The sequence below is a fragment of the Microbispora hainanensis genome, from assembly GCF_006874475.1.
In the GTDB taxonomy this organism is placed as follows: domain Bacteria; phylum Actinomycetota; class Actinomycetes; order Streptosporangiales; family Streptosporangiaceae; genus Microbispora; species Microbispora hainanensis.
Window position 1 is genome coordinate 160,312 of sequence record NZ_VIRM01000007.1, and the last position, 25,772, is coordinate 186,083.

Genomic DNA, 25,772 nt, shown 5'->3' on the forward strand with positions numbered 1-25,772 from the left:
GGATCGTGTCTAGGGTCCGGGGAGCCCCGAAGCCGAAGATCGGCACTCCGTCCCCCGTGGCCACGTGACGCCCGTCCATCCCCCAGGTGAGGCACCCATGAGACGCATCCGCGCGTGGTTCACGGCGCTCGGCACGACCATCCTGCTGATCGCCGGGCTGTTCACGCCCGCCCCGGGGTTCGCCGCCGCCGTGACGCTCCATCCCGGCGTCATGTGGTACGACACGGCGGGCAACCGGCTGCAGGCGCACGGCGCCGGGTTCTTCAAGGTCGGCTCGACGTACTACATGGTGGGCGAGGACAAGAGCGCCGGCGCCACGTTCACGGCGGTCGCCTGCTACTCCTCCACGGACCTGGCCACCTGGACCCGGGTGGGCAACGCGCTGAGCCGCCAGGGCAGCGGCGACCTCGCCGCCGGGCGGATCGTGGAACGGCCGAAGGTGATCTACAATTCGGCGACCGGCCAGTACGTCATGTGGGTGCACATCGACAACTCCTCCTACAGCGACGCGCGGGCGGGCGTGGCCACCAGCCCGACGCCGTGCGGGCCGTACACCTACCGCGGCTCCTCGCGTCCGCTGGGATTCGAGAGCCGGGATCTGGGCCTGTTCAAGGACGACGACGGCACGGCCTATCTGCTGACCGAGGACCGCAGCCACGGCCTGCGCGTCGACCGGCTCTCCGCGGACTACACCCAGGCGGTGAGCACGACGGCGGTGCTCGCCGACCTGGAGTCTCCGGCGATGGTCAAGGTGAACGGACGATACTTCCTGTTCGCCTCGCACCTGACCGGCTGGTCCACCAACGACAACGCCTACGCCACCGCGACCTCCCTGTCCGGGCCGTGGAGCGGATTCACCACGTTCGCCCCCTCCGGCAGCCGCACGTTCGACTCCCAGACCTCCTCCGTCGTGCCGGTGACAGGTTCGTCGGGCACCACGTACCTCTACGTCGGCGACCGGTGGAACCCGAACGACCTCAACAGCTCGACGCCCGTGTGGCTGCCGCTCACGATCAGCGGCTCCACCGCCTCGATGAACGCGTTCTACGACTCCTGGACCATCGACGCGGAGACCGGCACCTGGGCGGCCCCGCAGGCCCCGCAGAGCTTCACGCTCGTCGGCGCCCAGTCGGGGCGCTGCCTCGACGTCGCCGGCGGCGCCGCGACCAACGGCTCGACCGTGCAGATCTACGACTGCCACGGCGGCGCCAACCAGAAGTGGTCCCTCACCTCCTCCGGGGAGTTGCGCACGTTCGGCGGGACGAAGTGCCTGGACGTGTTCGACCAGCGGACCACGGCGGGCGGGACGGTGGGCATCTGGGACTGCAACGGCGGCGCCAACCAGAAGTGGACGGTCAACTCCACCGGCACCGTCGTCGGCGTCCAGTCCGGCCTGTGCCTGGACGTGAACGGCAACCAGACGGCCAACGGCGCCAAGGTGCAGACGTGGACCTGCAACGGCGGCGCGAACCAGCGCTGGACCCGCGGCTGAGGCTCCGGCGCTGTCGGCGACCAGCGCGGTCCCGGTGACGTACGTGCTTGGGTCCCGCGGTTCCCCGCCGTCGGCGGGGAACCGCGGGGCCGGCTACAGCGACCTGAGGAAGGCCAGACCGTCCACGGCGAGGGAGTCCTGGCTCGGTGCGAGCGGCCTCCAGATGGAGGCCGCGGTGGCGATCGTCTGGTTGTGGGCGGTGAAGGATTCGATAACGAGGGGGCCCGCATAGCCCGCTTCACGCAGAGCCTGGGTGAAGGCGGGCCAGTCGAAGCGGTCGGCGCCTGGTGTGCCCCGATCCGTTCCGCAGACCTGCACATGCGCGATCCGGCCGGCCGCGGCGCGTACGGCCTGCGCCGGATCCTTCTCCTCGATGTTCATGTGATAGACGTCGAGCGCCAGGCCGCATCCGCCGGGCAATGCCTCGAGAGCCTGCTCGACGGTGTTGAGCAGGCTGGTCTCATAACGGTTGAGCGGCTCGACCGCGATGGTCACACCGCGCTCGCCCGCGTAGTCGGCCACGGGTTGCAGGTTGTTCCGGAGCTCGGCGTAGATCGTCCGGCGCTCGTCGTCCGACATCCGCCAGGTCCTGCCGACGGAGGCGTAGGCGGGCCCGCCGATCACGGGGGAGCCCACGGCCGCCGCCACGTCCACGCAGTGCCGCAGGTAGTCCTGGGTCTCCTCGACGACCCCGGCCGTGGCCGCCACGAGCTCCCGCCCCGGCGGCATGACCAGCACCACCGATGCCTTCAGCCCGTGCTCGGCCAGCAGCGCCGCGGCCTTGTGAGGATCCCAGTCGCCGGGCCGCTCCACCGGCAGCTCGATGACGTCGAACCCCCAGGCCGCGACCCGGGGCACCAGGGACGCGAGATCGTCGTCCGTCAGCGGCGAGACCCACACCCACGTGTTCACTCCGAGAGGGAACGCGCTCACCCCTACTTACCGCCCCACTTCTCGGGGAATCCCGGCATCCCCTCGCAGCCGCACAACGCGTAGTGCAGCGGCGGCATGTTCGGCTGCAGGTAGCGGTCGAGGTTCTCCGCCGTGATCTTGGGCTGCGGCAGGTTCCACGTCTTCGGCACCTCCTCACCCTTGAGGATCTTCAGGGCGGCGATGATCGGTGTGCGCCACTGATAGGTGGGGTACGTGGGAGCGACGGCGGTGAGGCCGTCGTCCTTCCACTTGCGCAGGAAGTCCTGCTGGTCTTCCCCGGTCATCGGCGGGACGGGCATGCCGGCGTCCTCGAACGCCTCGGCGACGGCCACGGAGGTGGCTCCCGAGTCCATCCAGACGCCGTCGAGCTTGCCGTGCCGCTGGATGTAGTCGTTGACGATGCCCTTGGCCTTGGCCGCGTCGCCGTCGGTGAACTCCACACCGACGACCTGGAGGCCGCTGGCGTCGAAGGCGACCTTCGCCGCCGACCAGCGGGTTTCCAGCACGTCCACCCCGGGGCTGATGCGCAGCGCCAGGATCTTCCCGCCCGCAGGCACCTTCTCCACGAGGAACTCGGCCGCGTCGGCGCCGAACGCGTAGCCGCCGATGGGCTTGATGAACGTCACCGGGCAGTCGGTCTCCACGCCCCGGTCGAAGACGATGACCGGGACCTTGCCGCAGGCGCCCTTGACGGCCGGAGTGAGCGTCGCCGTGGTGTTGGGCGAGACGATCAACGCGTCGCAGCCCTTGGCCTGCAGCTCGGAGATGTCGGAGATCTGCTTGTCGTCCTTGCCCTCGGCGTCGAGGGCGGTGAGCTCGGAGATCTCCTTGTGCAACGCCACCTCGGCCTGCATGGTCTTCCAGCCGACCTGCCGCCAGGGATTGTCGACCGCCGCGTTGGAGAAGCACAGGTGGTAGGGCCCGTCCTTCTTGTACTCGGCGGTGGACACCATCTGCGGCGCGATGGCCTGCTCCCAGGGCTTGTCCGCCGGTCCCTCCGCCGTCTGCGAGCGCATCGCGAGCTGAGCGTCGTAGTCGGCCTGGACGAAGAACTTGGACTGCTCCCCGGTTCCCGAGGCCGGCGCCGTCGAAGCGGCCGCGGTCTGCGCGGCGCCGGCGCCCGTGTCGGCGGCTGTTGTGGTGCTGGGCTTGTCGCTGGTGCAGCCGCCGACGGCGAACACCGTCAGAGCCGCGGCGGCGAGGATGAGCGGTCTACGAAACCGCATGGGCGTCTCCTTTTACTTTCGGGGCGTCGAGGAAGGGAAGACGGATGGCTCCGGCCGCTACGGCGGCGATGAGGATGACGCCCTGCACGGTGAACTTCAGCGCCCCGGAGACGCCGTACAGGTTGAGCAGGGTGAACAAGGCCTCCAGGGTGAACGCCCCGGCCATCGCGGCGACGACCGTGCCGCGGCCGCCGCCGAGGACGACGCCGCCCAGGACGACCGCGGTGATCGCCTGGAATTCCAGTCCCTGGCCGACCTGGGCGGACACTCCGGCGAACCCGCCGAGCAGGATTCCGGCCACCGCGGCGGACAGGCCGGAGAGAGTGAAGGCGATGATCCTCACCCTGGTGACCCGTACGCCGGACAGGGCGGCCGCGCGCTCGTTGTCGCCGACGGCGATGAGCGTCCTGCCGAAGTTCGCCCGCATCAGCACCACGGCCGCGACCGCGACGACCACGAGGATGAGCACGGCCCAGCCGGTCTGCCTGCCGAACATGCGGAAGGCCTGGGAGAGCGCGCCGCGCGGCGCGCCGCCCGTCCACAGGAAGACCGCGCCGGACAGCACGAGCATCATGCCGAGCGTGGTGATGAACGACGGCACGCGGAGGAGGGTCGTCACCGCACCGTTGACCAGACCGACGACCAGGCCGAGAACGATCAGCAGGGCCAGCACCGGCCAGGTCGCCGCCTCGTCCCCGTCGATCAGGCGGGCGGCGACGACCACCTCGACGGTCACCAGCGATCCGACCGACAGGTCGAACTCGCCGGCGACGATCACCAGGTACTGCCCGGCGGCGAGGATGACCAGCGGCGCGGCGCGCCTGACGAAGGAGAGGAACCCGGCAGGCTCGATGAAGAACGGGTTGACGATCGCGATGGCGGCCAGCAGCACCGCCAGCACCACGAGAATCGGCAGCGCACGCCTCACGTCCGCCTCCTTCCGGCCAGGCCCGTACGGCGGGCGTAAACGGCGACGGCGACGACGATCACCACGCCTCGCACGACGTCCTTGAAGAAGGAGTTCACTTCCAGTTGGTTGAACACGCTGTCCAGGACGGCGAGCAGCAGCACGCCGCCCACGGTGCCCGCGACCCCGCCTCTGCCCCCGGCCAGCGCGGTGCCGCCGAGGACGACGGCGGCGATGGACTCGAGGTCGTATCCGCCGTCGGTTCCCACGGTCGGGGCTCCGGCGCCGAGCCTGCTGGCCAGCAGCAGTCCCGCGATGCCGGCACAGAGTGAGCACAGCACGTGCGTGACGACGATCACCCGGTCGGTGCGGATGCCGGACAACCTGGCGACCTCGACGTCACCGCCGACGGCGTACACCCGGTAGCCGTATTTGGTCCGTCTGAGCAGGAACCAGGCGACGAGCGCGACCGCGGCCCAGAGCAACGCCGAGACGGGAACGGGGCCCAGCCGGTCGTAGCCAAGGTGCTGGAAGGACTCCGGCACCCGGCCGGCCGGGCCGTCGTAGAGGTCGCTCAGGATGCCCTTGATGATCAGTGAGACGCCGAGGGTGGCGATGAACGCGTGCACGCGCAACTTGCTGATCATCAGGCCGTTGACCAGCCCGACCAGTGCGCTCACTCCCATGACGGCGCCGACCGCGAGCACGATGTTGGAGTCCTGGCCCGCCATGGTCACCGCCGCGACCAGCGAGGTGAGGCTGATCAGATAGGCGACCGACAGGTCGAGGGATCCCGCCATGATGGCCAGCGTCTGGCCTACCGCGACGATCCCGAGCGCGGCCGAGCGCTGCTGCACCCCGACGACGGTCTCCATCGTGAGGAACTGGCCACCGTCCACGGCCACCAGCGCCCAGCCCACGAGGATCACGCCGGCCAGTGCCAGGAAGACGACACTCGTGGGGTTCGCCAGCGCCGCGAACCTGGTCCTGCTGCCGGCGAGCACGTTCGGGGTCATGCGGACACCTCGCCCGCGGCCAGGCTCATGATGGCCTCCTCTGAGGAGCCCGCGGGAAGGGTGCCCGCGATGCGGCCCTCCCGGAGCACGACGATGCGGTCGCTCATGCCGATCAGCTCGGGCAGCTCGGAGGAGATCATCATGATCGCCATGCCGTCTTCGGCCAGCTCGCGCATCAGGTCGTGGATCGCCGCCTTGGCGCCCACGTCGACCCCCCGGGTGGGCTCGTCGAACAGGAGCACCTTGGGGGCGACGGTCATCCACTTGGCGAGCACGACCTTCTGCTGGTTGCCACCGGACAGGTAGCGAACCTCCTGCTCCTCGCGGGGCGGCGTGAGCCGTACACGTTCCAGCAGGTCCCGCACCCCGCTGCGGCGAGCGCCGCGGCCTATCGCGCGGGTCACGAGAAGGGCGTTGTCGCGCACCGACTGGCGCAGGGCCAGGCCCTCGCTCTTGCGGTCCTCGGTCACCAGGCCGATGCCGGCACGGATCGCCTGGCGGACCGAGCGCGGGCGCACCGGCGTCATCTCGCCCCGGGTGAACGGCTCGGCGCCGAACAGGGCCTTGGCCAGCTCCGATCGGCCGGATCCCTGCAGCCCGGCGATGCCGACGATCTCTCCCGCGTTCAGCTTCAGGTCGATGTCGTGCAGCCGGTCGGTGCCGCCACCGGTGACCTGGAGCCGTGTCTCCCCGACCGAGGTGGAGCGTGGCGGGAAGTAACCGTTCAGATCGCGCCCGACCATGAGGCGGACCAGGTCCTCGGAGGTGACGTCCTCGGTGGCGACCGTGGTGACCAGCCTGCCGTCCTTGATGACCGTCACGTGATCGCTGAGGTCGAACACCTCGCGCAGCCGGTGAGAGATGTAGAGCACGGCGATGCCTCGCTCCTGCAGGCGCCGCACCAGCCGGTAGAGCAGTTCCACTTCGTGCTCGGCGAGCGCGGCGGTGGGCTCGTCCATCACCACGATCCGGGCATCGAGCGACAGCGCCTTGACGATCTCCACGACCTGCTGCTGAGCGACCGACAGGCGCTTGACCGGCTGCCGGGGGCCGAAGGAGTCCTCACCCAGTTCGGCGAGCAGCCGGGCGGTCGCGGTGTCCATCGCGGTCCGGTCGACCAGGCCGCGCCGTATCGGTTCCCTGCCGAGGAAGACGTTCTCGGACACGGTCCGCTCGGGCAGCAGGTTGAACTCCTGGTAGATGATCGCCACGCCGGCGCGCTGGGCGTCCAGCGGATGGCCGAACGATACGCGCCGGCCGTCGATCTCGATCGTTCCCTCGTCGTGTTGGTGGACTCCGGCGAGGATCTTCATGAGCGTGGACTTGCCCGCTCCGTTCTCCCCCACGATCGCGTGGACCTCGCCCGGCGCGACCGCAAGGTCGACGCCGGACAACACCCGGACGCCGAAGAAGCTCTTGCCGATGCCCGTCATGGTCAGCATCGGGTCTACTCCGCCGCGGGAACGGAAGAGAGAAAGGCCTCACGGATTCGCGTGGGGTGGTCACCCGCGGAGGCGAAGTAAGCAAGGGCCCGGCCAATGCCGCACTGCCGGGCTCTCTGGATTCTCGGCTCGGGCACGCCGTTAATACAGGTCATAAACTCGCTCCCGGCCCGGCACCCTGTCTGAGAGTGTCAGAACTTTAGGTGCGCCGCTACATAGTGCCGTGAGCGTATACACGACTTATGACTTTGGTCAAGCAAAAGGGGCATAGGGTAAAACATAAGGAAACGTCGAGTAGTAAGGAGCGCCAGTGGCTCAGGGCATGCCCGGCGGGACCGGAGCGGGAGCACTCCTGTCGATCCTGCGTGACGGGCGGGCGCGTACCCGCGCTGAGCTGGTCCAGCTCACTGGTCTGTCAAGAAGCGCGGTGTCCCAGCGGATCGACGCTCTGCTGCACCAGCGCCTGATCCTGCCCGCCGAGGACACGACCCCATCGGGCGGCAGGCCCGCCACCGCCTTCTCCTTCCACCGTGCGGCCCGCATCGTGCTCGCCGCCGACCTCGGCGTCACCCACGCCAGGATCGCCGCCAGCGACCTGGGTGGAGCGGTCCTGGCGGAACGTGCCGCCGACCTGCCCATCGACCGCGGACCTGAGCCGACGTTGGGCTGGGTTCTCGACACCTTCCGCGAACTGCTCGCCGAGTGCGGCCGCCCGGCGTCGGACGTGTGCGGAGTCGGCGTCGGCCTCCCCGGCCCTGTGGACCACGCGAGCGGCACGGCGGTCAGCCCACCGATCATGCCGGGCTGGGACGGCTTCCCCGTACCCGGCTGGCTCGGCGAGCGGCTCGGCGTTCCGGTGCTCGTCGACAACGACGTGAACATCATGACGCTGGGCGAGCACTGGGCCGTCCACCCCGAGGTCGAGCATCTGATCTTCGTCAAGGCGGGCACCGGCATCGGCTGTGGCATCATCGCCGGACGCCGGCTGCATCGCGGCGCCCGAGGCGCTGCGGGGGATATCGGCCACATTCGCATACCCACCATCGACCAGGTGCAGTGCCGCTGCGGCTACGCCGGCTGCCTGGAGGCCGTGGCCGGCGGCGCGGCCCTGGCCGCCCGCCTCCGCGACGCGGGGCTTGACGTCGCCGACGGCCGGGATGTCGTCCGTCTCACCAAGGAAGGCAATCCCCTTGCCATCCGCCTCGTCCGGCAGGGCGGCAGAGAGGTCGGCAGCGCGCTCGCCTCGATCGTCAACTTCTTCAACCCCACCATGATCGTGATCGGCGGCGACCTGGTCGAAGCGGGCGATCACCTTTTGGCGGGCGTCCGCGAAATGATTTACGGCCGCTCGTTGCCACTGGCCACCCAGAGTCTCAGCATCCGTGCGAGCAAACTCGGTGACCGGGCGGGCGTCACCGGCGCCGCTGTCATGGTCATCGAGCGCATCCTGGATCCGGAAACCGTCGACCGGTCATTTACCACGTGACTTCTGTCAAATCAATGTCTTGTATTCCGCCGCTACAGGAGCCGGACGCGTTCCCCGGAATATCCGGACCACCCCTTCGGCGAAGGGGTGGTCCGTTTCCTTTCTGCTCCAGGCGCCGGTTCAGGACTGGTTGAAAAGCGACAGGGTGATGGTGGAGTGGTATTCGCCGGCGGCGACGTCGACCGGAGTGCGCAGGGCCAGATCGGCGTTGACCTCCGAAGTGCCGATCTCCTCCGCGGAGTTCGCGATCGACACGAGCAGCTCCTGGCCCGCCAGGCCCACGGCCGGAGCCTCGCTGCCATCGGAGATGACGCTGGAGACCGGCTCACCGGCCGCCACCGCACCGGTGGAGGAGTCGCTCAGCAGGCGAGGCTTCCACCCCAGGTATTCCGGGCCGATGGTCTTGCCCGGGTCGTCGGCCGCGACGAACTGGCCGGCCTGGCCGACGACCGCCCAGTATTCGCCGTCGGGGATCTCCTCGGGGGTGCGGGTGTCGGTCACGGTCACGGTGGGCAGGGTGCCGGTGAACTGGCGGGCGGCGGCGTCCGATCCGTTCTCCTCCAGCGACACCCCGCTGTTGTCGGCCACCGTCATCGACAGCTGTCCGGGCGTGGTGGTGGGCTCGATGTTCACCGACACGTCGATGCCGTCGCCAGAGCCGTCGCCGGGTCCGTCGGCCGCCATCGCGGGACCGACCACACCCGAAAGCGCCAGGCCGAGCACCGACGCAGCCAGCATCTGGGCGGCTTTCTTGGTCTTCACGTGATGACTCCATCTTTTGGGAGGCGGGGGGTGCGGGGCCGGCCGATCGTCGGGCCGGCCGGCCCCGGTCAGTACTGTTCAGCGTGGATTGTTCAGTGCGGATTGTTCAGTGCGGATTGTTCAGTGCGGCGGTCAGGCGCAGCTGATCGCGTTGTAGGCGGCGTCGTAGGTCGAGGTGACCTGCTTGCCGTCGATCGTCGCGGTCCCCTCGACAGTCGCCTTGCCCGCGCCGATCTGCCCGGCACGCGCGTTGAAGGACTGGTACGCCTGCTTGCCCGGGGCCACGTCGGCCACGGTCTTCGAGCCGTACGGGGTGGTCAGCGTGATCGTCGCCGGAACGTCGGAGTCGTTGACCGCCGTCACCGCCACGTACGCCGACGTGCCCACGCAGCGGGACGAGGCGGTCACGGTCAGCGGGACGCCGGGAGAGGAGGACACCGGAGTGAAGGCGAACCGCTGGTTGTCGTCGTTGCTGCAGGTCCACTGGATCAACGCGGCGCCGTCGGCCGTGGATCTGCCGTTGATGTCGAGGCACAGGCCGCTCACCGCCGAACTGACCTGGTAGGCGTCTCCGGATGGGACGAGATAGAACCTCTGGTTGACCTGGTCCTGATGTCCGTCGGGATGGCAGGCGTACTGGACGAGCTGGGTGCCCGTCGCGGTCGATCCTCTCGGCACGTCAAGGCACTTGCCGCTCTTGACGTTCTTGAGCTGGTAGGCCCCGGCGGTGAAGGGAATGGCCTCCCACTGCTGCTCGCCGCCCTCCGTCGCACTCATCTGCACGATCTTGGCGTCATCGGCGGTCGAGGCGTCCTGCGGCGCGACGTACTTGCCGCTGTGCTTGGCGGAGACGGTGTACACACCCGCGGCCCCTCCACCGACCGTGATCGTCGTGACCATGCCTATCCACTTCGTGCCGTCGAAGCCCGAGTGGAGCCTGCAGATGACCGTCCAGGTCCCTTCCCGATCCAAGGTGTACGAGACCGGCGGGCCTCCCGGCGAGACGGCGCCCTTGGTGACCTCGAAGACGTCGCCGCCGTTCGGGTCCGGGTTGCCGCCGGGCGGCACTAGCCAGACATCGTGCGGCATCGCCGCATCCGGCGCGTTGAAGTGCCAGGTGATGGTGCCACCGCGGGCGATCTCGCAGTTGTCGGGGCTCCACGCCGTGCCCATGGCGTAGATGTCGCACGTCGTGGGGAGCGTCCTGCCGCCGTCGAGCACCGTGAAGACGGCGCTCTGCGAGGTGGAGGTGTTACCGGAGTAATCCGTGGCCCGGTAGTCGACGGTGTACTTCCCCGGGGTCTTGAACGGGACCGGCGCGTCGTAGGCGGTCCACTCTCCGCCGTTGACGCGATACTCGACCTTCTCCACCCCGGCACAACCGACGTCGTTGGCGGTGAGCTTGAGCGTGGCCGAGTCGATATAGGTGTTCTGCTGGCTGGGGTGGGCCCGGCCCTCGATCTGGTTCGACACCGTCGGTGCCTGGGTGTCCTCGGCGCACGTGGTCTGGGGCTTGAACTCGATCTTGACCAGCTCCATCTTCATCGTGGAGTTGATCTGGTTGCGGCAGCAGCCGAAGGTCCAGCGGCCCATGTAGAGGGCGCCGTCGGGCCCGAACCTGGTCGGGATCACGAAGCTGTTGTTCGGCGTGCCGAAGTGGTTGACCGGCAGCCAGTCGTTGACCCGGAGCATCTGGTTGTTGTCCTCCCGCAGGCGGACCTCCTTCCAGAACCCGTTGTCGGCGCCCCGGTTGGTGATCAGCCACGAGCCGTCGTAGTAGGGCGGGAAGGCGCCGGGACCGTAGCTGTCCTTGTATCGGTAGACCGGGCCGGTGACCGGCTGCATGCCACCGGAGCCCAGGTCGCCGAAGGCCAGCGGATCCTGGCTGCCCGGGTTGCCGGGGTACTTGCGCCAGATCGTCGCCGGCTTGGCGGGGCCGGGGATCTCATCCAGGCCCTGGAAAGTGGGCTGCGAGCTCGTGCCCCCCGGCGGAGCCCAGGTGAGGTCGGACGGGATCTTGTCGAGCGAGCAGTCGTACTGCTGGCCGGTCGAGGAGTTGGTCTCGTAGTTCCATCGCCACGTGGTGTTGGTCTTCGAGTTGTCGCCGACGCAGAACGGCCAGCCCTGGAAGCTTGGCTTGTCGACCAGATCCCATTCACAGGTGCCGGCCGGGGCGCGATCGGCCTGGTCCACCGAGTTGTCGTGGCAGTATTCGCCGACGACGACCGTGCCCGGATGCGCGGGGTCGACGTGCACCGTGAAGGGCTGCCGGAAGCCCATCGCGTAGATCTCCGGCCGGGTCTTCGGGGTCCCGGGCGGGAACATGTTGCCCTCGGGAACCGTGTAGGTCTTGTCCAGGCCGGGGTCCTGGGCGCTCGGGATGTCGTCGATCGGCTTGACGCGCAGGATCTTGCCGCGCAGGTCGGCGGTGTTGGCCGCCGTCTTGCGCGCGTCCCAGCGCTCGGAGGCGCGATGGTCCATCGGTGGGTAGCGGTTGTGGCCGGGCGCGTTCGGCGAGGTGTCGTCGCCGACACCGAGGTAGAGGTTGCCCTCGGAGTCGAACACCAGGCCCGCGCCGCCGACATGGCCGGGGCCGTTGTCGGTGGGGCCGCCCGGGAAGCCTGACGGGTTGCCCGAGATCTTCGCCTTGGGCACGCGCAGGATCTCCCGCTCATCGTACGGATGTGCCGGGTCACCGGCTCCGCCCGCCTGTGCGGGCACGAACGCGGTGCCGGCCTCGTTCAGCGTGAAGCGGCTGATCACGTTGTAGCCGACCGTCTGCTGGTTGCCCGTGGTCGGCCAGTCGGGGTTGCGCGGGGAGTAGTAGACATAGATGTCGCGCTTGTCCGGCTTCGACAGGTCGAAGCCCGGCTCCAGGCTCATCCCCAGCACGCCGTCTTCGGAGTTGCCGTGGTCGGCGCGCGTCGGGATCGTCGCGACCGTGGTCGAGTTGTTCGGCGGGCCCTTCGGATCGTGCATCTTCACGTAGCCCTGGGTCTGGTAGCCCGTCGCGGGACCGATCTCGGTCCAGTAGAGCTTGCCGTCCCGCGCCACGTCGAGAGCCATCGGGCCGTTGGCGTTGTCGACCAGGGTCGTACGGGTGAAGTTCGACCAGACGGTGCCCGAGCAGTCGGTCTTGTCTCCCTCTCCGGCGACCCAGCGCACCCCTCCGACGATCTGCTTGACCAGCGGGTTGTCGCCGCCGTTCTCGGTGTAACGCACACCGAAGTGACCCTGCGAGGTCACCCAGCTCCGTCCGTCGTCGTAGGACCGCGGGGTGGCGGTGCCGTCCTTGACCCTGTCGCCGTCGTAGAGCTTGCACCACGTCGTGGGGTGGTCCTGGCCCATTTTCTGGCTGCCCGTGTTGTAGGTGCGCTCGTCGAAGGTCGCGAGCACATGGTGGGTGCCCCGGACGCTGCGGACGAAGTTGTAGTGCTCGTCGGCGATCTGGTAGGTGTCGGGCAGGTCTTTGGTGGAGAGGTGGTTGTGGTCGGCGACCTGGACGGTCGCGGCGTTGCCGGTCGCCGAGCCGTTCGAGTGGGCGGTCATCGTCGTGCCGATGAGGCTGTCCGGCCCGCCGTCCCACCAGTCCCACACGGAGACGCCGGCGCCGGCGTCGGTCATGTTGTGCACGGCCGCGATTCCGCCGCTGTTCTGGGTGAAGCGGATCAACGCATCGCGCTGGGCCTGGTCGAGGAGCGGTCCGGACCGGCCGCCGCCGGCCCATGACCACGATGCGTTCAGGAACAGGATCGCGTTGTATCGGGCCAGGTTCTCGTCGGTGAAGATCCGGGGATTCTTGTTCGGGTTGTCGCAGTTGTTCGCGCCGCCACCGTTGTTGTCGCAGTCCTCCCAGTCGACCTCGTAGCCTTCGGCCTCGAGAGCGGCCTGCACCACTGGGCGCCCGTTGTCGATCCCATCGGCGTGCCGGTATCCGGTCGTGCCGGTATAGATGAGGACTCTCTTGCCGTCTTCCGCCTTGGCAGGAGCCGCAAGGAGACCTTTGTTGGCCGGCCCGGTGCTCGTCGCAGGGGCGGCAGCAGCCTGGGGGGTGCTCTTCGCTTGGGCAGTGGTCGCCGGGGTGAGCATCTGGGCCCCGAGAGCGACCGTGGTCAGCGCGATCAGAGAACGCCTCACACTCCGCGCGGGCAGCGCGGCGTTCCGCATACCACTCACTTCCTCTCCCTATGCGGCGGCGACCAGCCCCGCGGCCGGAGCGATGTGGTTCGACCGCCCGAGGTTCAGACGTAGCGTCCGCATCTTTTCTTCATGTGTCAAGAACTTTCGCCGTAGAAAATAGAAAGTCAACCTCGATCTGTCGTTGATTCCATCGTCATGAGCGTTAGTTGTCTTGAAGCAGACGGTTTCCTCGGTTAGCGTCCCCGCTATGAGCGGGCAGAGGGTTCACCGGCGACTTCTCAGCGTCGCCGCGGCCACAATGTCGATCATCATCGGAGCACTCACCCTGACGGGATGCAGCGACGATTCCGGCGAGGCGAAGGCGAAGGGGCGCGACCTGACCGCGCTTCAGTGCCCGATGGTGGAGACCGGGCAGAACGGGGGTGCCGACCAGTACAGGCCCGCGGAGAACGCCTTCGACACGGCGGAGCTGCTCGGCTTGGAGCTCGCCGAGGCGCGCGAGAAGGCGGCCCGCCACAGCTGCGAGATCATCGTTTCGCGCCAGGACGACAAGAACCTGCCCGTGCCGATAGAGATCGACCCGACGAGGATCTACGTCTACGTCGCGCACGGAGTCGTCAGCCATATAGAGGGGGTCGGTGGTGGCCTCTGAGGTGGGCGGCCCGATGCGAATTCTCCCCAGGGTTTCAGTGATCGCCGCCGGCCGGCGGTCACGGTGGGTCGTCATCGCGGTGTGGCTCGCGCTCGCGATGCTCGCGGTGCCGCTGCAAGCCGACCTCAACGAGCGAGCCGCCGACGAGAGCGAGACCTTCCTCGTCCGGGGATCGGAGTCGGCGGCGGTCAAGCGGATCGTCGACGAGCGGTTCCGGCTCGGCAGCGAGACGGCGGCGGTGATCGCCTACTTCCGCGAGAGCGGGATCACCGCGGACGACGGACGACGCGCCGACACCGACGCCCTCGCCCTGTGCCGGTCCGGCGCGATCCCGAACCTGACGATGGTCGCCACCCCCTACCAACGCGCGTGCGGCGAGACCGATCCGCTCGACATGAGCCCGGGCGCCTCGCTGCTCACCTCACCCGACGACACCGTCATCTTGAGCACGGTCCTGATGGCCGACGACTCGACGCCCGACATCGAGCAGGCGGTCGCGGCGATCCGCGAGGTGGTCCCGCCGGCCACCGGCGACGAGAGCGGGCTGAGGGCCTTCGTGACCGGCCGTGCCGGCTTCGAAGCCGATCGAAACGCCGCGCTCGGAGGGGTCAACGGAACCCTCCTGGCGGTCACCGTCGCCGTGCTGCTGCTCCTGCTGCTCGTGACCTACCGCTCGCCGCTGGTCGCTCTGGTGCCGCTGGCCGTCGTCGCCCTCGCCTATCTGGTCACCTCCGGCCTCGCCTACGGCCTTGTCGCCGCCGGGGTCACCGAGGTCAGCGGCCAGACGACCTCGATCCTGGTCGTGCTGATGTTCGGTGCGGGCACCGACTACTGCCTGCTCATCGTGGCGCGGTTCCGCGAGGAGCTGCGCCGGACGCGGGACGTCAGAGAGGCGATGGTCGCCGCCGCCCAGCGCACCGCCCCGGCGATCGTCTCCGCCGGAGCGATCGTCATCGGCGCGATGACGATCCTCGCCCTTGCCGACTTCAACGCCACACGCGAGATGGGCCCGATCCTCGCCCTCGGTGTCGCGATCATGGTCTGTGCCGGCCTGACGCTCCTGCCCGCGGTGCTCACCGCGCTCGGGCGACGGGCGTTCTGGCCCGCGGTTCCCCGCCTCGATCCCGAGTCCGCACCCGCGGTCACGTTCTGGGGGCGCGTCGCGGGCCTCGTTCACGCGCGCCCGGGAGTGATCGCCGCGGCGGTCACCGCTGTCCTCGCCGCGGGCGCGCTGGCCGGCATCGGCGGGCGTCCGGCTCTCGACTTCTCCGAGTCCTTCCGCGAGGCGCCGGACTCGGTCCTCGGCCAGCAGGTGATCCGCGACCACTTCATCCCCGGCCGGGCGGCACCGCTTCGCATCGTCGTAGCCGGCGAGGTGGCCGGGAAGGTCCAGAGCGCTCTCACCGAAGGCACGCACACACCGGTCGCCGACATGCACGCGGTGGCGAGGTCGGCCGGTGCGGACGGCGACTCCCCGGGGGCGCAGGCGCAAGGCCGGCAGGGTTCCGCGAACGACCTGCTCATCTTCGACGCGGACCTGCGGATGGATCCGTTCTCGGAGCAGTCCACCGACGCCGTCCCCGTGCTGCGCGAGGTCGCCGAGCGGGCGGCCGGCGGCCGGACGGTCCTGATCGGCGGGACCGTGGCCGAGAACTACGATGCCCGCCAGGCACTCGGCCGAGACACCGGGCTGATCGTCCCGGTCAGCCTTGCCCTGATCCTCGTCGTCCTCGCCGCGCTCCTGCGCGCGGTGGTGATGCCGCTCTACGTGATCGCGACCGTGATCCTCTCCTTCGGCTTCGCCCTCGGCGTCGGTTCCCTCATCTTCACCCACCTCCTGGGCCAGCCGGCCTCAGACCCGAATCTGCCGATATACGCGTTCATCTTCCTCGTCGCCCTGGGCGTCGATTACAACGTGTTCCTCCTCAGCCGGATCAGCGAGCGGCGCCGGCAGACCGAAACCCGCCGCGCGGTGACGGAGGCCCTTGAGCGAACCGGTGGCGTGATCACCTCCGCCGGCCTCGTGCTCGCCGCCACCTTCGCCACGTTGATGGTGCTTCCGATGGAGGCGCTGTTCCAGATCGGCTTCGTGGTCACCCTGGGCCTGCTCGCCGACACCTTCCTCGTCCGGGCCCTGCTCGTCCCCGCTCTCGCGATCATGCTCGGCGAGCGGAACTGGTGGCCGTTCAAGCGGGCCGCTACGCCGGACTGACGTCGCCGGTGCCGTGACCCGGGCGCGGCGAGATCCACCAGCGGACGGCCGCGGCGGCGATCTCCGGCGGCACCTGGTGCCCACCGCGGAACTCCTCGTACGTCACCTCGTAACCGCTCTCCCTCAGCTCGGGCACGAGACGCCTGCTGCATTCGTCGATCGGCAGCACGCGGTCGGAGACGCCGTGCGAGACGAAGATCCGGGGACGGCCGTGCCGGATCATCGGCACCATGAACCCCGGGGAGAACGCGAGCACGTCCCGGAACAGGTCGCCGTTGGCGAGCCCCAGCGACAGGGCGTAGGAGGCGCCGTCGGAGAAACCGGCCACGGCCACCGCGCCGACGGCGACGGGCGCCCGGGCGAACGCCTCCTCCAGCGCGGCGTCGATCCTGGAGACGTCCGCGCCGTATCCGCCGACGATGACGTCCCAGGTGGCGGAGACGGCCTGCGGCGCGAGCAGCAGCACGCCGAGCTCCGACGCATGGGGAAGCAGCCACTCCAGCGCCTCCTCCGCCGTGCCGCCCGCGCCGTGCAGCACGACCGCGAGCGGGGACGGCCCGGCCGCCGGGGTGGGCGGCACGGCGAACAGGGCCCGCCCGTCCAGGCGGTGCACCCCCGGTTCCAGGGGGGACGCCGTCCGCGCGACGGCCACCGGGCGGGCCGACAACCGGCCGTGCCGCACGCCCTCCTCGGGCCCCGGATGGGGCCGGCTCCGCTCCGGCGTGCCCATCGGCCATCACCCCCCGCCCAGGATTTACCCCTCCTGCCCGCGGGTCACCGCCTCACGGCCCGGCTTCAGCCGCGGGCGGCGGCGATCACCTCCGCGACCAGCGCGGGCGAGGTGACCCGGCGGACATACTCGGGCTGGCGCAGCTCGCCGCCCATGAAGGGGTGCGGGTTGCGGTGGACGGCCGGGCTGGGCTCGTCCACCAGCGCGGCGAAGTGCACCTCCCCGGCCCCCGTCGCCTCGACCACCCGGCTCACGTTGCGCGGGGTGATGCCGCCTCCGGGCATGACGACCAGCCGGTCGCCGGCCCGCCGCACGAGTTCGGCGATCAGCGGCGCGCCCTCCAGGGCCGAGCTGTCCTGGCCGGAGGTGAGCACCCGGTCGATCCCCAGGCCGGCCAGCGTCTCCAGCGCGGCGAACGGGTCGGCCGTCATGTCGAAGGCCCGGTGGAAGGTGACCGAGAGCCCGCCTGCGGCGTCGATCAGCCGCTTGGCCACCTCGACGTCCACCTCCCCCTCCGGGGTGAGCACGCCGATCACGACGCCCTGCGCCCCGGCGTCGCGCACCGCCGCCACGTCGCGGACCATGGCCGCGACCTCGTGCTCGTCGTAGACGAAGTCACCGCCGCGCGGGCGGATGATCACGTGGACCCGGATCGCCGAGACGGCCGCGAGGGTGGCCTCGACCGTGCCCAGGGTGGGCGTCAGGCCGCCCTCGAACAGCGCGGCGCACAGCTCCACGCGGTGCGCGCCCGCGCGCTCGGCGGCCAGCGCCCCGGCCGTGCTGTCGATGCAGATCTCGTACGTCAGGCTCATCTCTCCCCCATCACAAGGCCGCCGCTCGGAAAGCGGCCGCTCAGAAAGCCGCTCAGAAAACAGCACTGATCTCGCCGACCGGAACTCCCCCGCCCAGCACCGGGACGGTCGTGAACTCGGCCGCCTCCGAGACGTCCGCGCCCGCGGCCCGCAGCGCGGCGAGCGCGATCGCGGTCGTCGCCCGGGGGCCGCCGTCGATCGCCTTCACGGCCGCCGCGTGCCCGGAGGCGAGCGCCACGACCAGCACTCCCTCGGCGCCGCCCTTCACCACGGCGCCGGGCAGCGCCCGCATCAGGCGGGTGTTCACGTGGCCGGTCCCGCCGACGTACTCCGGGTGCGCCCGCATGGCGTCGGCGACCGCGCGCGGCGGCGTGCCCAGCGGGGACACGACCATGGCGCGTACGGCGCGGGCCAGGCCCGTCAGGGAGATCCCGAACAGCGGGGCGCCGCAGCCGTCGACGGCGACATGGGCGGCCTTCTCCCCCGACAGCTCCTCCACCACCGACCTGACCCGTTCCTGCACGAAGTGACCGGGGTCGAGGTAGCCGTCGGCGGGCGCGCCCGCGGCCACGGCGGCGGCGAGCATCGCGGCGTGCTTGCCCGAGCAGTTCATCCGCTCCCGCGACGGCCCGAGGCCCGCCCGGATCAGGGTCTGCCGGGCGCCCTCGTTCTCCGGCCAGTCGGGCGGGCAGCGCAGGTCGTCGAAGCCGAGCCCGGCCTCGGCGAGCATCCCGGCCACGAGCCGCACGTGGAAGTCCTCCCCGGTGTGGCTGCCCGCGGCGATCGCGAGCGCCGGGCCCTGCAGGTGGGCCCCGGCGAGCAGGCAGGCGAGGGCCTGGAACGGCTTGGCCGACGAGCGCGGCAGCACCGGCGCGTCCACCGGGCCGCGCGCGACGGCGACCTCGCCGCCCGCCGACAGCGCGACCGCGCCGCCGAAGTGGACGCTCTCCACGAAACCGGACCGCACGACCTCCGCGAGCGGGGCGTATTCAGCGAGGGACACGAGTGATCTTCCTCCTGCGCGGGCCGCCCCTGCCCGCCGCGGAGCGGTCGAGGGAGCGGGCGAGCGCGGACAGCGACGCGTTGACCACGAGGTAGACCAGCGCGACGACGATGTACGTCTGGATGAGCAGGCCGTTGTAGTTGGCCAGGACCTTGCCGCTGTAGAGCAGCTCGGCGTAGCTGACGACGAACCCGAGCGAGGTGTCCTTCAGCAGGCCGACCGACTGGCTGACGAGCGAAGGGAGCACGCGGCGGGCCGCCTGCGGCAGCACGACCAGCCGCATCGACTGCCCCTGAGTGAGCCCGAGGGCGAGGGCGGCCTCCCCCTGGCCCCGTTCCACGGACATGATCCCGGCCCGGAAGACCTCGGCGAACAGCGCCGCGTTCGACACGGAGAGCGGCACCACGAGCTTCCAGAACAACGGCAGGTCGAGGCCGTATCTCGGCAGCGCGAACAGCACGAGGTAGACCAGCAGCAGCGCCGGGATGGTCCGCACCGCCTCGACGTACGCGGCGGACGGCAGGCGGATCGCCCGGCGCCGCGACAGCCGCCCGAGCGCGAGCGCGATCCCGGCCGCCATCGAGAGCGCGGCGGCCACGACGGCGGCCAGCGCCGTGGACCACAGCCCGCCGAGCAGGTAGCGCCACATCGGCCAGGTCGCATACGGCTGCCAGCGCTCGGCGGCGAGCTGCCCGTTGGCGGCGAACTGGCGCAGGGCCAGGGCCAGCAGGGCGAGCAGCACCAGCACGCCCGCGATGGTGGCGAGGCGGATGCGGCGGCGGGCGCGCGGGCCCGGCTCGTCGAACAGCAGGTTGCTCATCGCGCCACCGCCAGCCGCCGTTCGAGCCGCCCGGTCACGAACCCGGCGCAGGCGGCGATCGCGGCGTAGGCCAGGCCCGCCCCCACGAAGATCGGGATGGGCTGCGCCTCCAGCAGGTTCACCCGGTTGGCGGCGGCGGTCAGCTCGACCACTCCGACGGCCGCCGCGAGCGAGGTGTTCATCGTGAGCGCGATGAAGATGTTGCCGATCGGCTGCACGACGGTCCGCAGCGCCTGGGGCAGCACGACGTGGCGCAGCGACTGGCCGAACGTCAGCCCCAGGGCGCGGGCCGCCTCGCCCTGACCGGCGGAGATCGCGTTGACGCCGGAACGGAGGGCCTCGGCGATGTAGGCGCCCTCGTACAGCGCGATCACCACGATGGCCGTGGTGGTCAGGCCGGCCTTGAGCCCGATCTCGGGCAGGCCGAAGACCGCGAGCACGAGCAGCACGAGCAGCGGGAGGTTCTGCAGGGTCTCGACGTAGACCGTCGCGACCGCGCGCAGCACCGGGACCGGCCCGACCCGCATCGCCACGATCACGAGCCCCACGACCGCGGCGCCGGCGAAGGACGCCGCGGTCATCTGGAGGGTCACGACCAGCCCCTGCCAGAACTCGGGCAGGTGATCAAGCAGTGCCGACATCAGGAACCCGGCACCGAGCCGATCTCGGGCGGCGTGGGGGCCTCACCCTGCACGACCGTGCCGAGGGAGTTCTTCCAGATGTCCTGCCAGACGCCGTTGGCCTGGATCTTCTTCAGCCAGTCGTTGACGAACGACTTGAACTGGTCGTCGCCGTGCTTGAGCCCGATGCCGTACGGGTCCTCGGTGAACGGCTTGGTCACGATCTCCAGCTCGGGGTCCTTCTTGGCGTCGGCGACCAGCAGCGTCTCGTCCTGCACGTAGGCCACGCCGCGGTCCTGCTTGAGCGCCTGGACGCACTCGGGGTCGCCGCCGAAGGTGATGATCTTCGCCTGCGGCGCGAGCTTCTTGATCTCCGGGATCGCGGGGGTGTTGGCCCCGGCGATGACGGTCTTGCCGTTCAGGTCCTGCGGCGAGGAGATCCCCGTCGTGCCCTTCTTGACCGCGATGGACAGGCCCGAGGAGTAGTAGGGCCCGGCGAAGGCGACCTGCTCGGCCCGCTCCGGCGTGATCGTGTAGGTCTGGAAGACGACGTCGACGGTGCCGTTGCTGAGCAGCGCCTCGCGGGTCTCGGACGCCGAGTTGACGATCTTCACCTTGGGCTGCCCGATGATGTACTTGGCCAGCGCCTTGCCGAGGTCGGCGTCGAAGCCCTCCACCTCGCCGGTGGCCGGGTTCTGCTGGGACAGCAGCGGCGCGTCGAGAGAGCCGCCGACGATGAGCTCGCCGCGCTGCTTGATCTTCTCCATCGTCGAGCCGGGCAGGATGTCCGCGGCGGCGGCCACCGGAGCCTTGGCGAGCACACCGCTCCCGCCGCCCTCGCTCGGGGCCGCGCCCGGCACGGCGGAGCTCGCCGAGTCCGTCCCGGCACAGGCCGTCAGGCCGGCCATCGCCACGGCGGCGACAGCGGCCACCCGCTTAATGGACACCATCGGGGTCCACCATCCTTTGCGATCAGTGCGTGAGTACCTTGGCCAGGAAGTCCCTGGCCCGATCGGTCCGAGGGGAGTCGAAGAAGGCGTTTGGCTCCCCCGTCTCGACGATCCGGCCGCCGTCCATGAACACCACGCGGTCGGCCGCGCGGCGCGCGAAGCCCATCTCGTGGGTGACGACGACCATGGTCATGCCGTCGGCGGCCAGGCCCGTCATCACGTCGAGGACCTCGCCGACCATCTCCGGGTCGAGCGCCGAGGTGGGCTCGTCGAAGAGCATGACCTTCGGCCGCATGGCCAGCGCGCGGGCGATGGCCGCGCGCTGCTGCTGGCCGCCCGACAGCCGGGCGGGCTGCTTGCCCGCCTGCTCGGCGATGCCCACCCTGGCCAGCAGCTCGTGGGCGGTCCGCTCGGCCTCGGCGCGGCTCACGCCGCGCACCTTCATCGGCGCGAGCATCACGTTCTCCAGCACGGTCTTGTGCTGGAAGAGGTTGAAGTTCTGGAACACCATCCCCACGTCGGCCCGCAGCCGGGCCAGCGCGCGGCCCTCCGCGGGCACGGGGACACCGTCCACGAGGACCTCCCCCGAGTCGGCCGCCTCCAGCCGGTTGAGGCACCGGCACAGCGTCGACTTGCCGGACCCGGAGGGACCGATCACCACCACGACCTCGCCGCGCGCCACGTCGAGATCGACGTCGTGCAGCACGTGGTGGTCACCGAACCACTTGTTGAGGCCTCGTACCCGAATCATCGCCATCTTCCTTCGAAATCGAAGTTATGGCGGACCGTAATGGATGATTCTGGTGCAAGTCAACGCGTTGGCGGACAAAGTCACACCGTGGTATCTCTTACCTCCATGCCAGGTAAAGAGAGGTTGCCGGTGCGGGGGGCGCAGGGCGACCTCCTGCGCCTCGTCGCCGCCGGCCACGCCGAGTCGCGGGCGGAACTCGCCCGCCTGTCCGGCCTGGCGGCCTCCAGCGTCTCGCTGCGCGTCGAAGAGCTGATCGGCAGCGGGCTGCTGGTGGAGGAGGGCGCGGGCACCTCCCGCGGCGGCCGGCGGCCACGCCGGCTGCGGCTCAGCCCCAGCGCGGGACTGCTCGCGGTCGCCGATCTGGGCGCCCACCACGCGCGCCTCGGCCTCCTCGACCTCAGCGGCACCCCGCTGGTGGTCGAGGAGCGCCCCTGCGAGATCGCGGACGGCCCCGAGGCGACCATCGACTGGATGGCCGCCGCGTTCGAGGACCTGCTGGCCGCGCACGGCCCGCCCGGGGTCCCGCTGCGCGGGGTCGGCACGGGCATCCCCGGTCCCGTGGACCCGGCGACCGGCCGGGTCGTCGCGCCCTCGCGCATGCCCGGCTGGAACAACTTCCCCGTCGCGGAGCGCCTCGGCGCGCACTTCGACCTGCCGGTGCTCGTGGAGAACGACGCCAACCTCATGGCGGCCGGCGAGGCCAGGGCGTGGCCGAAGTGCGAGACGCTGATGGTGCTCAAGACCGGCAGCGGCATCGGCTGCGGCGTGATCGTGAACGGCGCGCTCCACCGGGGGCGGGGCGCGGCCGGCGATATCAGCCACGTGCGGGTCAGGAGCGACTCCTCTGTCACCTGCTCCTGCGGGCACGACGACTGCCTTGAGGCCTACGCCAGCGGCGCGGCGCTCATGAGCGTGCTCAACGAGCAGGGCATCGAGGTGCGGCGGCCGGCCGACGTCGTCGCGCTGGTCGAGGACGGGGTGCCCGAGGCCACCGCCCTCGTCCGCAACGCCGGCCGGCTCATCGGCGAGGTGCTCACCGTGCTGGTCAACTTCATCAACCCCGACGCGATCGTCGTCGGCGGCAGCCTGTCGCCGGCCGAGCCGCTGATCGCGTCGATCCGCGCGGCCGTCTACGAACGGTGCCTGCCGCTGGCCACCCGCGACCTGGAGATCTCCACCACGCGGTCGGGGCCCGACGCCGCCCTGCTCGGCGCCGGATCCCTGCTGCTCGACGCCGTGCTCGCCTGACCACCGACCCCGAACGGACGACCGTACGTGACCCGATACTGCCTCTTCGACCTCGACGGCACCCTGACCGACCCCGAGACCGGCATCGTCGCCTCGCTGCGGCACGCCCTTTCCGTGGTCGGGGTTCCGGAGGTGGAGCACGAGCGGCTCCGCGCCATGATCGGCCCTCCCCTTCAGGACGGCTTCCTCCTGCTCGGCGTGCCGCCGGAGCGTGTCGACGACGCGGTGCGCGCCTACCGGGAGCGCTACGCCGACGGGATGTACGAGAACGAGGTCATCGAGGGAATCCCCGCCGTGCTGGAGACGCTCGTCGCCGGCGGCTGGACCCTGGCGGTGGCGACGTCGAAGCCGGCCGTCTACGCGGAGAAGATCCTCGTGCACTTCGGGCTCGACGGCTTCTTCACGTACGTCGCCGGGGCGACGCTCGACGGGTCACGGCGGCACAAGGCCGACGTCATCCGGCACGCGCTCGACGTCCTCGGCGCCCCGCCCGAGGCCGCCGTCATGATCGGCGACCGCAGGGAGGACGTCGCCGGCGCGGCCGCCTGCCGGGTGCGGAGCGTCGCCGTGACCTGGGGGTTCGGTCAGGCGGCCGAGTTCGCCGATCCCGGCCTCATCGCCGTGGTGGACACACCCCAACGCCTCCTCGACGTGCTCTCCCAAACGGCGGACACCCCTGGAACGGAGACGCCCAGCGGGTCGTAATGCACGAATCCGCCGGCCTACGAGGCGATATCGTCTTGACGTGATCGCGATGGATATGACTACATCACTGTCGTGATCATCGCTTTCTCTCGGAAACGTCCTAGTCGTTCCAGCAGATCCGAATCAGGAAGTCGTGAGCGCTCGTCGCCCCGCGAAGAGGGCGGCAGATTCCATAAGTCGTCAATCACCCGGCTGCTGGCCTGCCTCGCAACCGCTTTGGCGGTGACAGCCGGCCTTTTTGTCGTGCAAGCACCGGCCGCCTCGGCCGCCGACATCACGACCGACCTGGGCATCACGAGCGGCGGTGACGTGGTCGCGGGCGGAGGAAAGGCCTTCATCGCCGGGGGCGACCGAATTCTTGTCGTCAACGCCAACGGCACGCCCAACGCCACCATCGCCGGGCTGTCCGGTGCGCTGGGCCTTGCCATCGCGCCGAACGGCACACGGCTGTATGCGGCGCTACGCGATTCGAACGAGGTTGCCGTGATCGACACCGCGAGCCTCGAAATCATCCGGCTCATCAGCCTGGCCGAATACCCATGCCCGACCAACTTGGCACTGTCGGGCACACGGCTCTTCGTGGGATATGGGTGCGACCAATGGGATGGCGGTGTCGTCCGCATCGACACGTCGTTCGGACACGGATCACGACCGACCCCGGTGACATCAACCTATGCCAGCCCCAAGGTCGCCGCCGCCGGAAACACTCTGGTGGTCGGCGATGCGCTCTCCCCGGCCACGCTGAGCGTGTACGACGTGAACGCGTTCCATACCACCCTGCGCGGCATCATCGACGGCCACGACTACCACGCGGGCTTCCTGGGAGACCTCGCCATCACACCGGACGGTTCGACCATCATCGCGGCATTCCTCAATTCGGCCGAATACTTCGCCTGGGACACGACCAGTCTGCAAGAGGTCCACGCCTACGGCCCGGATCCGTCCTCCGGCTACTACGCGCCGGTCGTCGCGGTCAGCCCGGACGGAACTCGCGTCGCGGGCGGGCGCGGGACCAAGTCAGGTCTGGTCGTGACCGTGTACGACAGCGCGACGACGACCCCGGTCTACACCGGCACGCTCACGGACCATGGCGCTTTCATGGACCTGCGGAGTCTCACCTTCTCGAATAACGACCTCTTCGCCCTGTGGAAGGACCTGGCTACTCACCATCTGCACCTGTGGCGGCTGGAAACCGGCGCGCTCCCGGAGTCCACGCTGACCCTGACGGCTCCGTCCACCGGGACCGGGGCCGACGTCCTCACCCTGACCGGCCGGCTCACGATGCCCGACGGGTCGGCTCCGGGTGAGCAGCCAATTGCGGTGACCTGCCACGTGAACGACAGCCCCGGCACCACCTTCGAGGTCACGACGGCGGAGGACGGCACGTTCACTTTCAAGGACCGGCCGGGAAGCGCGGGGGTGATCAGATATGACGTGATCTGGAACGGCAGTCCGACCGTGCACTGGAGCACCGCCTCGGCGACCGTCACCCTGGTCAAGGCGGTGTCGTCGATCACCCTGTCCGCACCGGAGACAGGCACTGTCGGCACACAACTCAAGGTCACCGGTACACTTTTGCTGGGCGGTCAGCGCGCGGTTTTCGCCGCCCCGCTGAAGATCTCGCGCAAGGTCACCAACAGCAACGGCACTGTGGTCACCGCGCTGCCGTCCGCGAACGGAGCCTCCAGGGACGGATCATTCCGTTTCACGGACACACCTCCCGAGGCGGGCGAGTACACCTATCTCGTTCAATGGGACGGCAACCAGGCGAGCCTGCCGACCTCGGCCACCTTCGATGTGACAATCGAAGAGGCGGAACAGGGGTGACGTGCTCTGAACTGCCCTAACGGTGCGCGGCGGCCTCG

General features: G+C 69.9%; 21 protein-coding genes. 7 read left to right on the forward strand and 14 right to left on the reverse strand.

Annotation, left to right across the window (positions count from 1 at the left end; all coding sequences use genetic code 11):
• Window positions 1-97 precede the first annotated feature (97 nt).
• Window positions 98-1,492, forward strand: coding sequence for a lectin (locus FLX08_RS08540; RefSeq protein ID WP_142617663.1), 1,395 nt, complete (start codon window positions 98-100; stop codon window positions 1,490-1,492).
• Between the two features lie 93 nt (window positions 1,493-1,585).
• Here FLX08_RS08540 and FLX08_RS08545 read toward each other — a convergent pair whose 3' ends face one another.
• The 5 genes from FLX08_RS08545 to FLX08_RS08565 are packed head-to-tail and all read right to left on the reverse strand — an operon-like array spanning window position 1,586 to window position 7,016.
• Complete coding sequence (locus FLX08_RS08545; protein ID WP_244312488.1) at window positions 1,586-2,404, reverse strand: sugar phosphate isomerase/epimerase family protein; 819 nt, start codon at window positions 2,402-2,404, stop codon at window positions 1,586-1,588.
• Between the two features lie 23 nt (window positions 2,405-2,427).
• On the reverse strand, window positions 2,428-3,651 hold the full coding sequence (locus FLX08_RS08550; RefSeq protein WP_142617665.1) for an ABC transporter substrate-binding protein: 1,224 nt from the start codon (window positions 3,649-3,651) through the stop codon (window positions 2,428-2,430).
• Window positions 3,638-4,579, reverse strand: coding sequence for an ABC transporter permease (locus FLX08_RS08555; RefSeq protein ID WP_142617666.1), 942 nt, complete (start codon window positions 4,577-4,579; stop codon window positions 3,638-3,640). Before FLX08_RS08555 ends, FLX08_RS08550 begins: the two co-directional genes overlap by 14 nt.
• On the reverse strand, window positions 4,576-5,574 hold the full coding sequence (locus tag FLX08_RS08560; RefSeq protein WP_142617667.1) for an ABC transporter permease: 999 nt from the start codon (window positions 5,572-5,574) through the stop codon (window positions 4,576-4,578). The genes FLX08_RS08555 and FLX08_RS08560 overlap by 4 nt, the downstream gene beginning before the upstream one ends.
• Window positions 5,571-7,016: a sugar ABC transporter ATP-binding protein gene (locus FLX08_RS08565; protein ID WP_142617668.1), complete on the reverse strand. Its 1,446-nt coding sequence runs from the start codon at window positions 7,014-7,016 to the stop codon at window positions 5,571-5,573. Before FLX08_RS08565 ends, FLX08_RS08560 begins: the two co-directional genes overlap by 4 nt.
• Before the next feature lie 322 nt (window positions 7,017-7,338).
• Between FLX08_RS08565 and FLX08_RS08570 the strand changes: the two genes are divergently transcribed.
• Window positions 7,339-8,502, forward strand: coding sequence for an ROK family transcriptional regulator (locus FLX08_RS08570; protein ID WP_142617719.1), 1,164 nt, complete (start codon window positions 7,339-7,341; stop codon window positions 8,500-8,502).
• A gap of 120 nt (window positions 8,503-8,622) precedes the next feature.
• Here the strand turns inward: FLX08_RS08570 and FLX08_RS08575 are convergent, their stop codons facing one another.
• Both FLX08_RS08575 and FLX08_RS08580 read right to left on the reverse strand, forming a co-directional pair.
• Window positions 8,623-9,264, reverse strand: coding sequence for a hypothetical protein (locus tag FLX08_RS08575; RefSeq protein ID WP_208761329.1), 642 nt, complete (start codon window positions 9,262-9,264; stop codon window positions 8,623-8,625).
• 132 nt (window positions 9,265-9,396) lie between these two features.
• Window positions 9,397-13,431, reverse strand: a complete 4,035-nt coding sequence (locus FLX08_RS08580) for a ThuA domain-containing protein (RefSeq protein WP_244312494.1) — start codon at window positions 13,429-13,431, stop codon at window positions 9,397-9,399.
• A gap of 220 nt (window positions 13,432-13,651) precedes the next feature.
• On the opposite strand from FLX08_RS08580, the gene FLX08_RS08585 reads away from it, so the two are divergent.
• Both FLX08_RS08585 and FLX08_RS08590 read left to right on the forward strand, forming a co-directional pair.
• The gene (locus FLX08_RS08585; RefSeq protein WP_142617670.1) at window positions 13,652-14,056 is read left to right on the forward strand and encodes a hypothetical protein; all 405 of its coding nucleotides are present in this window, start codon (window positions 13,652-13,654) and stop codon (window positions 14,054-14,056) included.
• Between the two features lie 13 nt (window positions 14,057-14,069).
• Window positions 14,070-16,268 carry an MMPL family transporter gene (locus FLX08_RS08590; protein ID WP_142617671.1) on the forward strand — a complete coding sequence of 733 codons (2,199 nt, stop codon included), beginning with the start codon at window positions 14,070-14,072 and terminating at the stop codon, window positions 16,266-16,268.
• Here FLX08_RS08590 and FLX08_RS08595 read toward each other — a convergent pair.
• The 7 genes from FLX08_RS08595 to FLX08_RS08625 all read right to left on the reverse strand — a co-directional run bounded on the left by FLX08_RS08595 (window position 16,255) and on the right by FLX08_RS08625 (window position 21,954).
• Window positions 16,255-16,998, reverse strand: a complete 744-nt coding sequence (locus FLX08_RS08595) for an alpha/beta hydrolase (RefSeq protein WP_142617672.1) — start codon at window positions 16,996-16,998, stop codon at window positions 16,255-16,257. The genes FLX08_RS08590 and FLX08_RS08595 overlap by 14 nt on opposite strands.
• Window positions 16,999-17,063: 65 nt before the next feature.
• Window positions 17,064-17,810 (reverse strand): copper homeostasis protein CutC, encoded by a 747-nt coding sequence (locus FLX08_RS08600; protein ID WP_142617673.1) that lies wholly within the window; start codon window positions 17,808-17,810, stop codon window positions 17,064-17,066.
• 52 nt (window positions 17,811-17,862) lie between these two features.
• Window positions 17,863-18,813, reverse strand: a complete 951-nt coding sequence (locus FLX08_RS08605) for an asparaginase (protein WP_142617674.1) — start codon at window positions 18,811-18,813, stop codon at window positions 17,863-17,865.
• Entirely contained in the window at window positions 18,800-19,633 is an 834-nt protein-coding gene (locus FLX08_RS08610; protein WP_142617675.1) for an amino acid ABC transporter permease, read from the reverse strand. Before FLX08_RS08610 ends, FLX08_RS08605 begins: the two co-directional genes overlap by 14 nt.
• Window positions 19,630-20,274, reverse strand: a complete 645-nt coding sequence (locus FLX08_RS08615) for an amino acid ABC transporter permease (protein WP_142617676.1) — start codon at window positions 20,272-20,274, stop codon at window positions 19,630-19,632. Before FLX08_RS08615 ends, FLX08_RS08610 begins: the two co-directional genes overlap by 4 nt.
• Window positions 20,274-21,203 (reverse strand): glutamate ABC transporter substrate-binding protein, encoded by a 930-nt coding sequence (locus FLX08_RS08620; protein ID WP_142617677.1) that lies wholly within the window; start codon window positions 21,201-21,203, stop codon window positions 20,274-20,276. The genes FLX08_RS08615 and FLX08_RS08620 overlap by 1 nt, the downstream gene beginning before the upstream one ends.
• A 22-nt stretch (window positions 21,204-21,225) precedes the next feature.
• Window positions 21,226-21,954: an amino acid ABC transporter ATP-binding protein gene (locus FLX08_RS08625; protein ID WP_142617678.1), complete on the reverse strand. Its 729-nt coding sequence runs from the start codon at window positions 21,952-21,954 to the stop codon at window positions 21,226-21,228.
• Window positions 21,955-22,059: 105 nt separating this feature from the next.
• On the opposite strand from FLX08_RS08625, the gene FLX08_RS08630 reads away from it, so the two are divergent.
• From FLX08_RS08630 to FLX08_RS08640, 3 genes are all read left to right on the forward strand, one after another.
• Window positions 22,060-23,202 carry an ROK family protein gene (locus tag FLX08_RS08630; RefSeq protein ID WP_244312490.1) on the forward strand — a complete coding sequence of 381 codons (1,143 nt, stop codon included), beginning with the start codon at window positions 22,060-22,062 and terminating at the stop codon, window positions 23,200-23,202.
• Between the two features lie 27 nt (window positions 23,203-23,229).
• Complete coding sequence (locus tag FLX08_RS08635) at window positions 23,230-23,907, forward strand: HAD hydrolase-like protein (protein ID WP_142617679.1); 678 nt, start codon at window positions 23,230-23,232, stop codon at window positions 23,905-23,907.
• A 72-nt stretch (window positions 23,908-23,979) separates the two neighbouring features.
• Window positions 23,980-25,734: a YncE family protein gene (locus FLX08_RS08640; RefSeq protein ID WP_167530320.1), complete on the forward strand. Its 1,755-nt coding sequence runs from the start codon at window positions 23,980-23,982 to the stop codon at window positions 25,732-25,734.
• Window positions 25,735-25,772 lie beyond the last annotated feature (38 nt).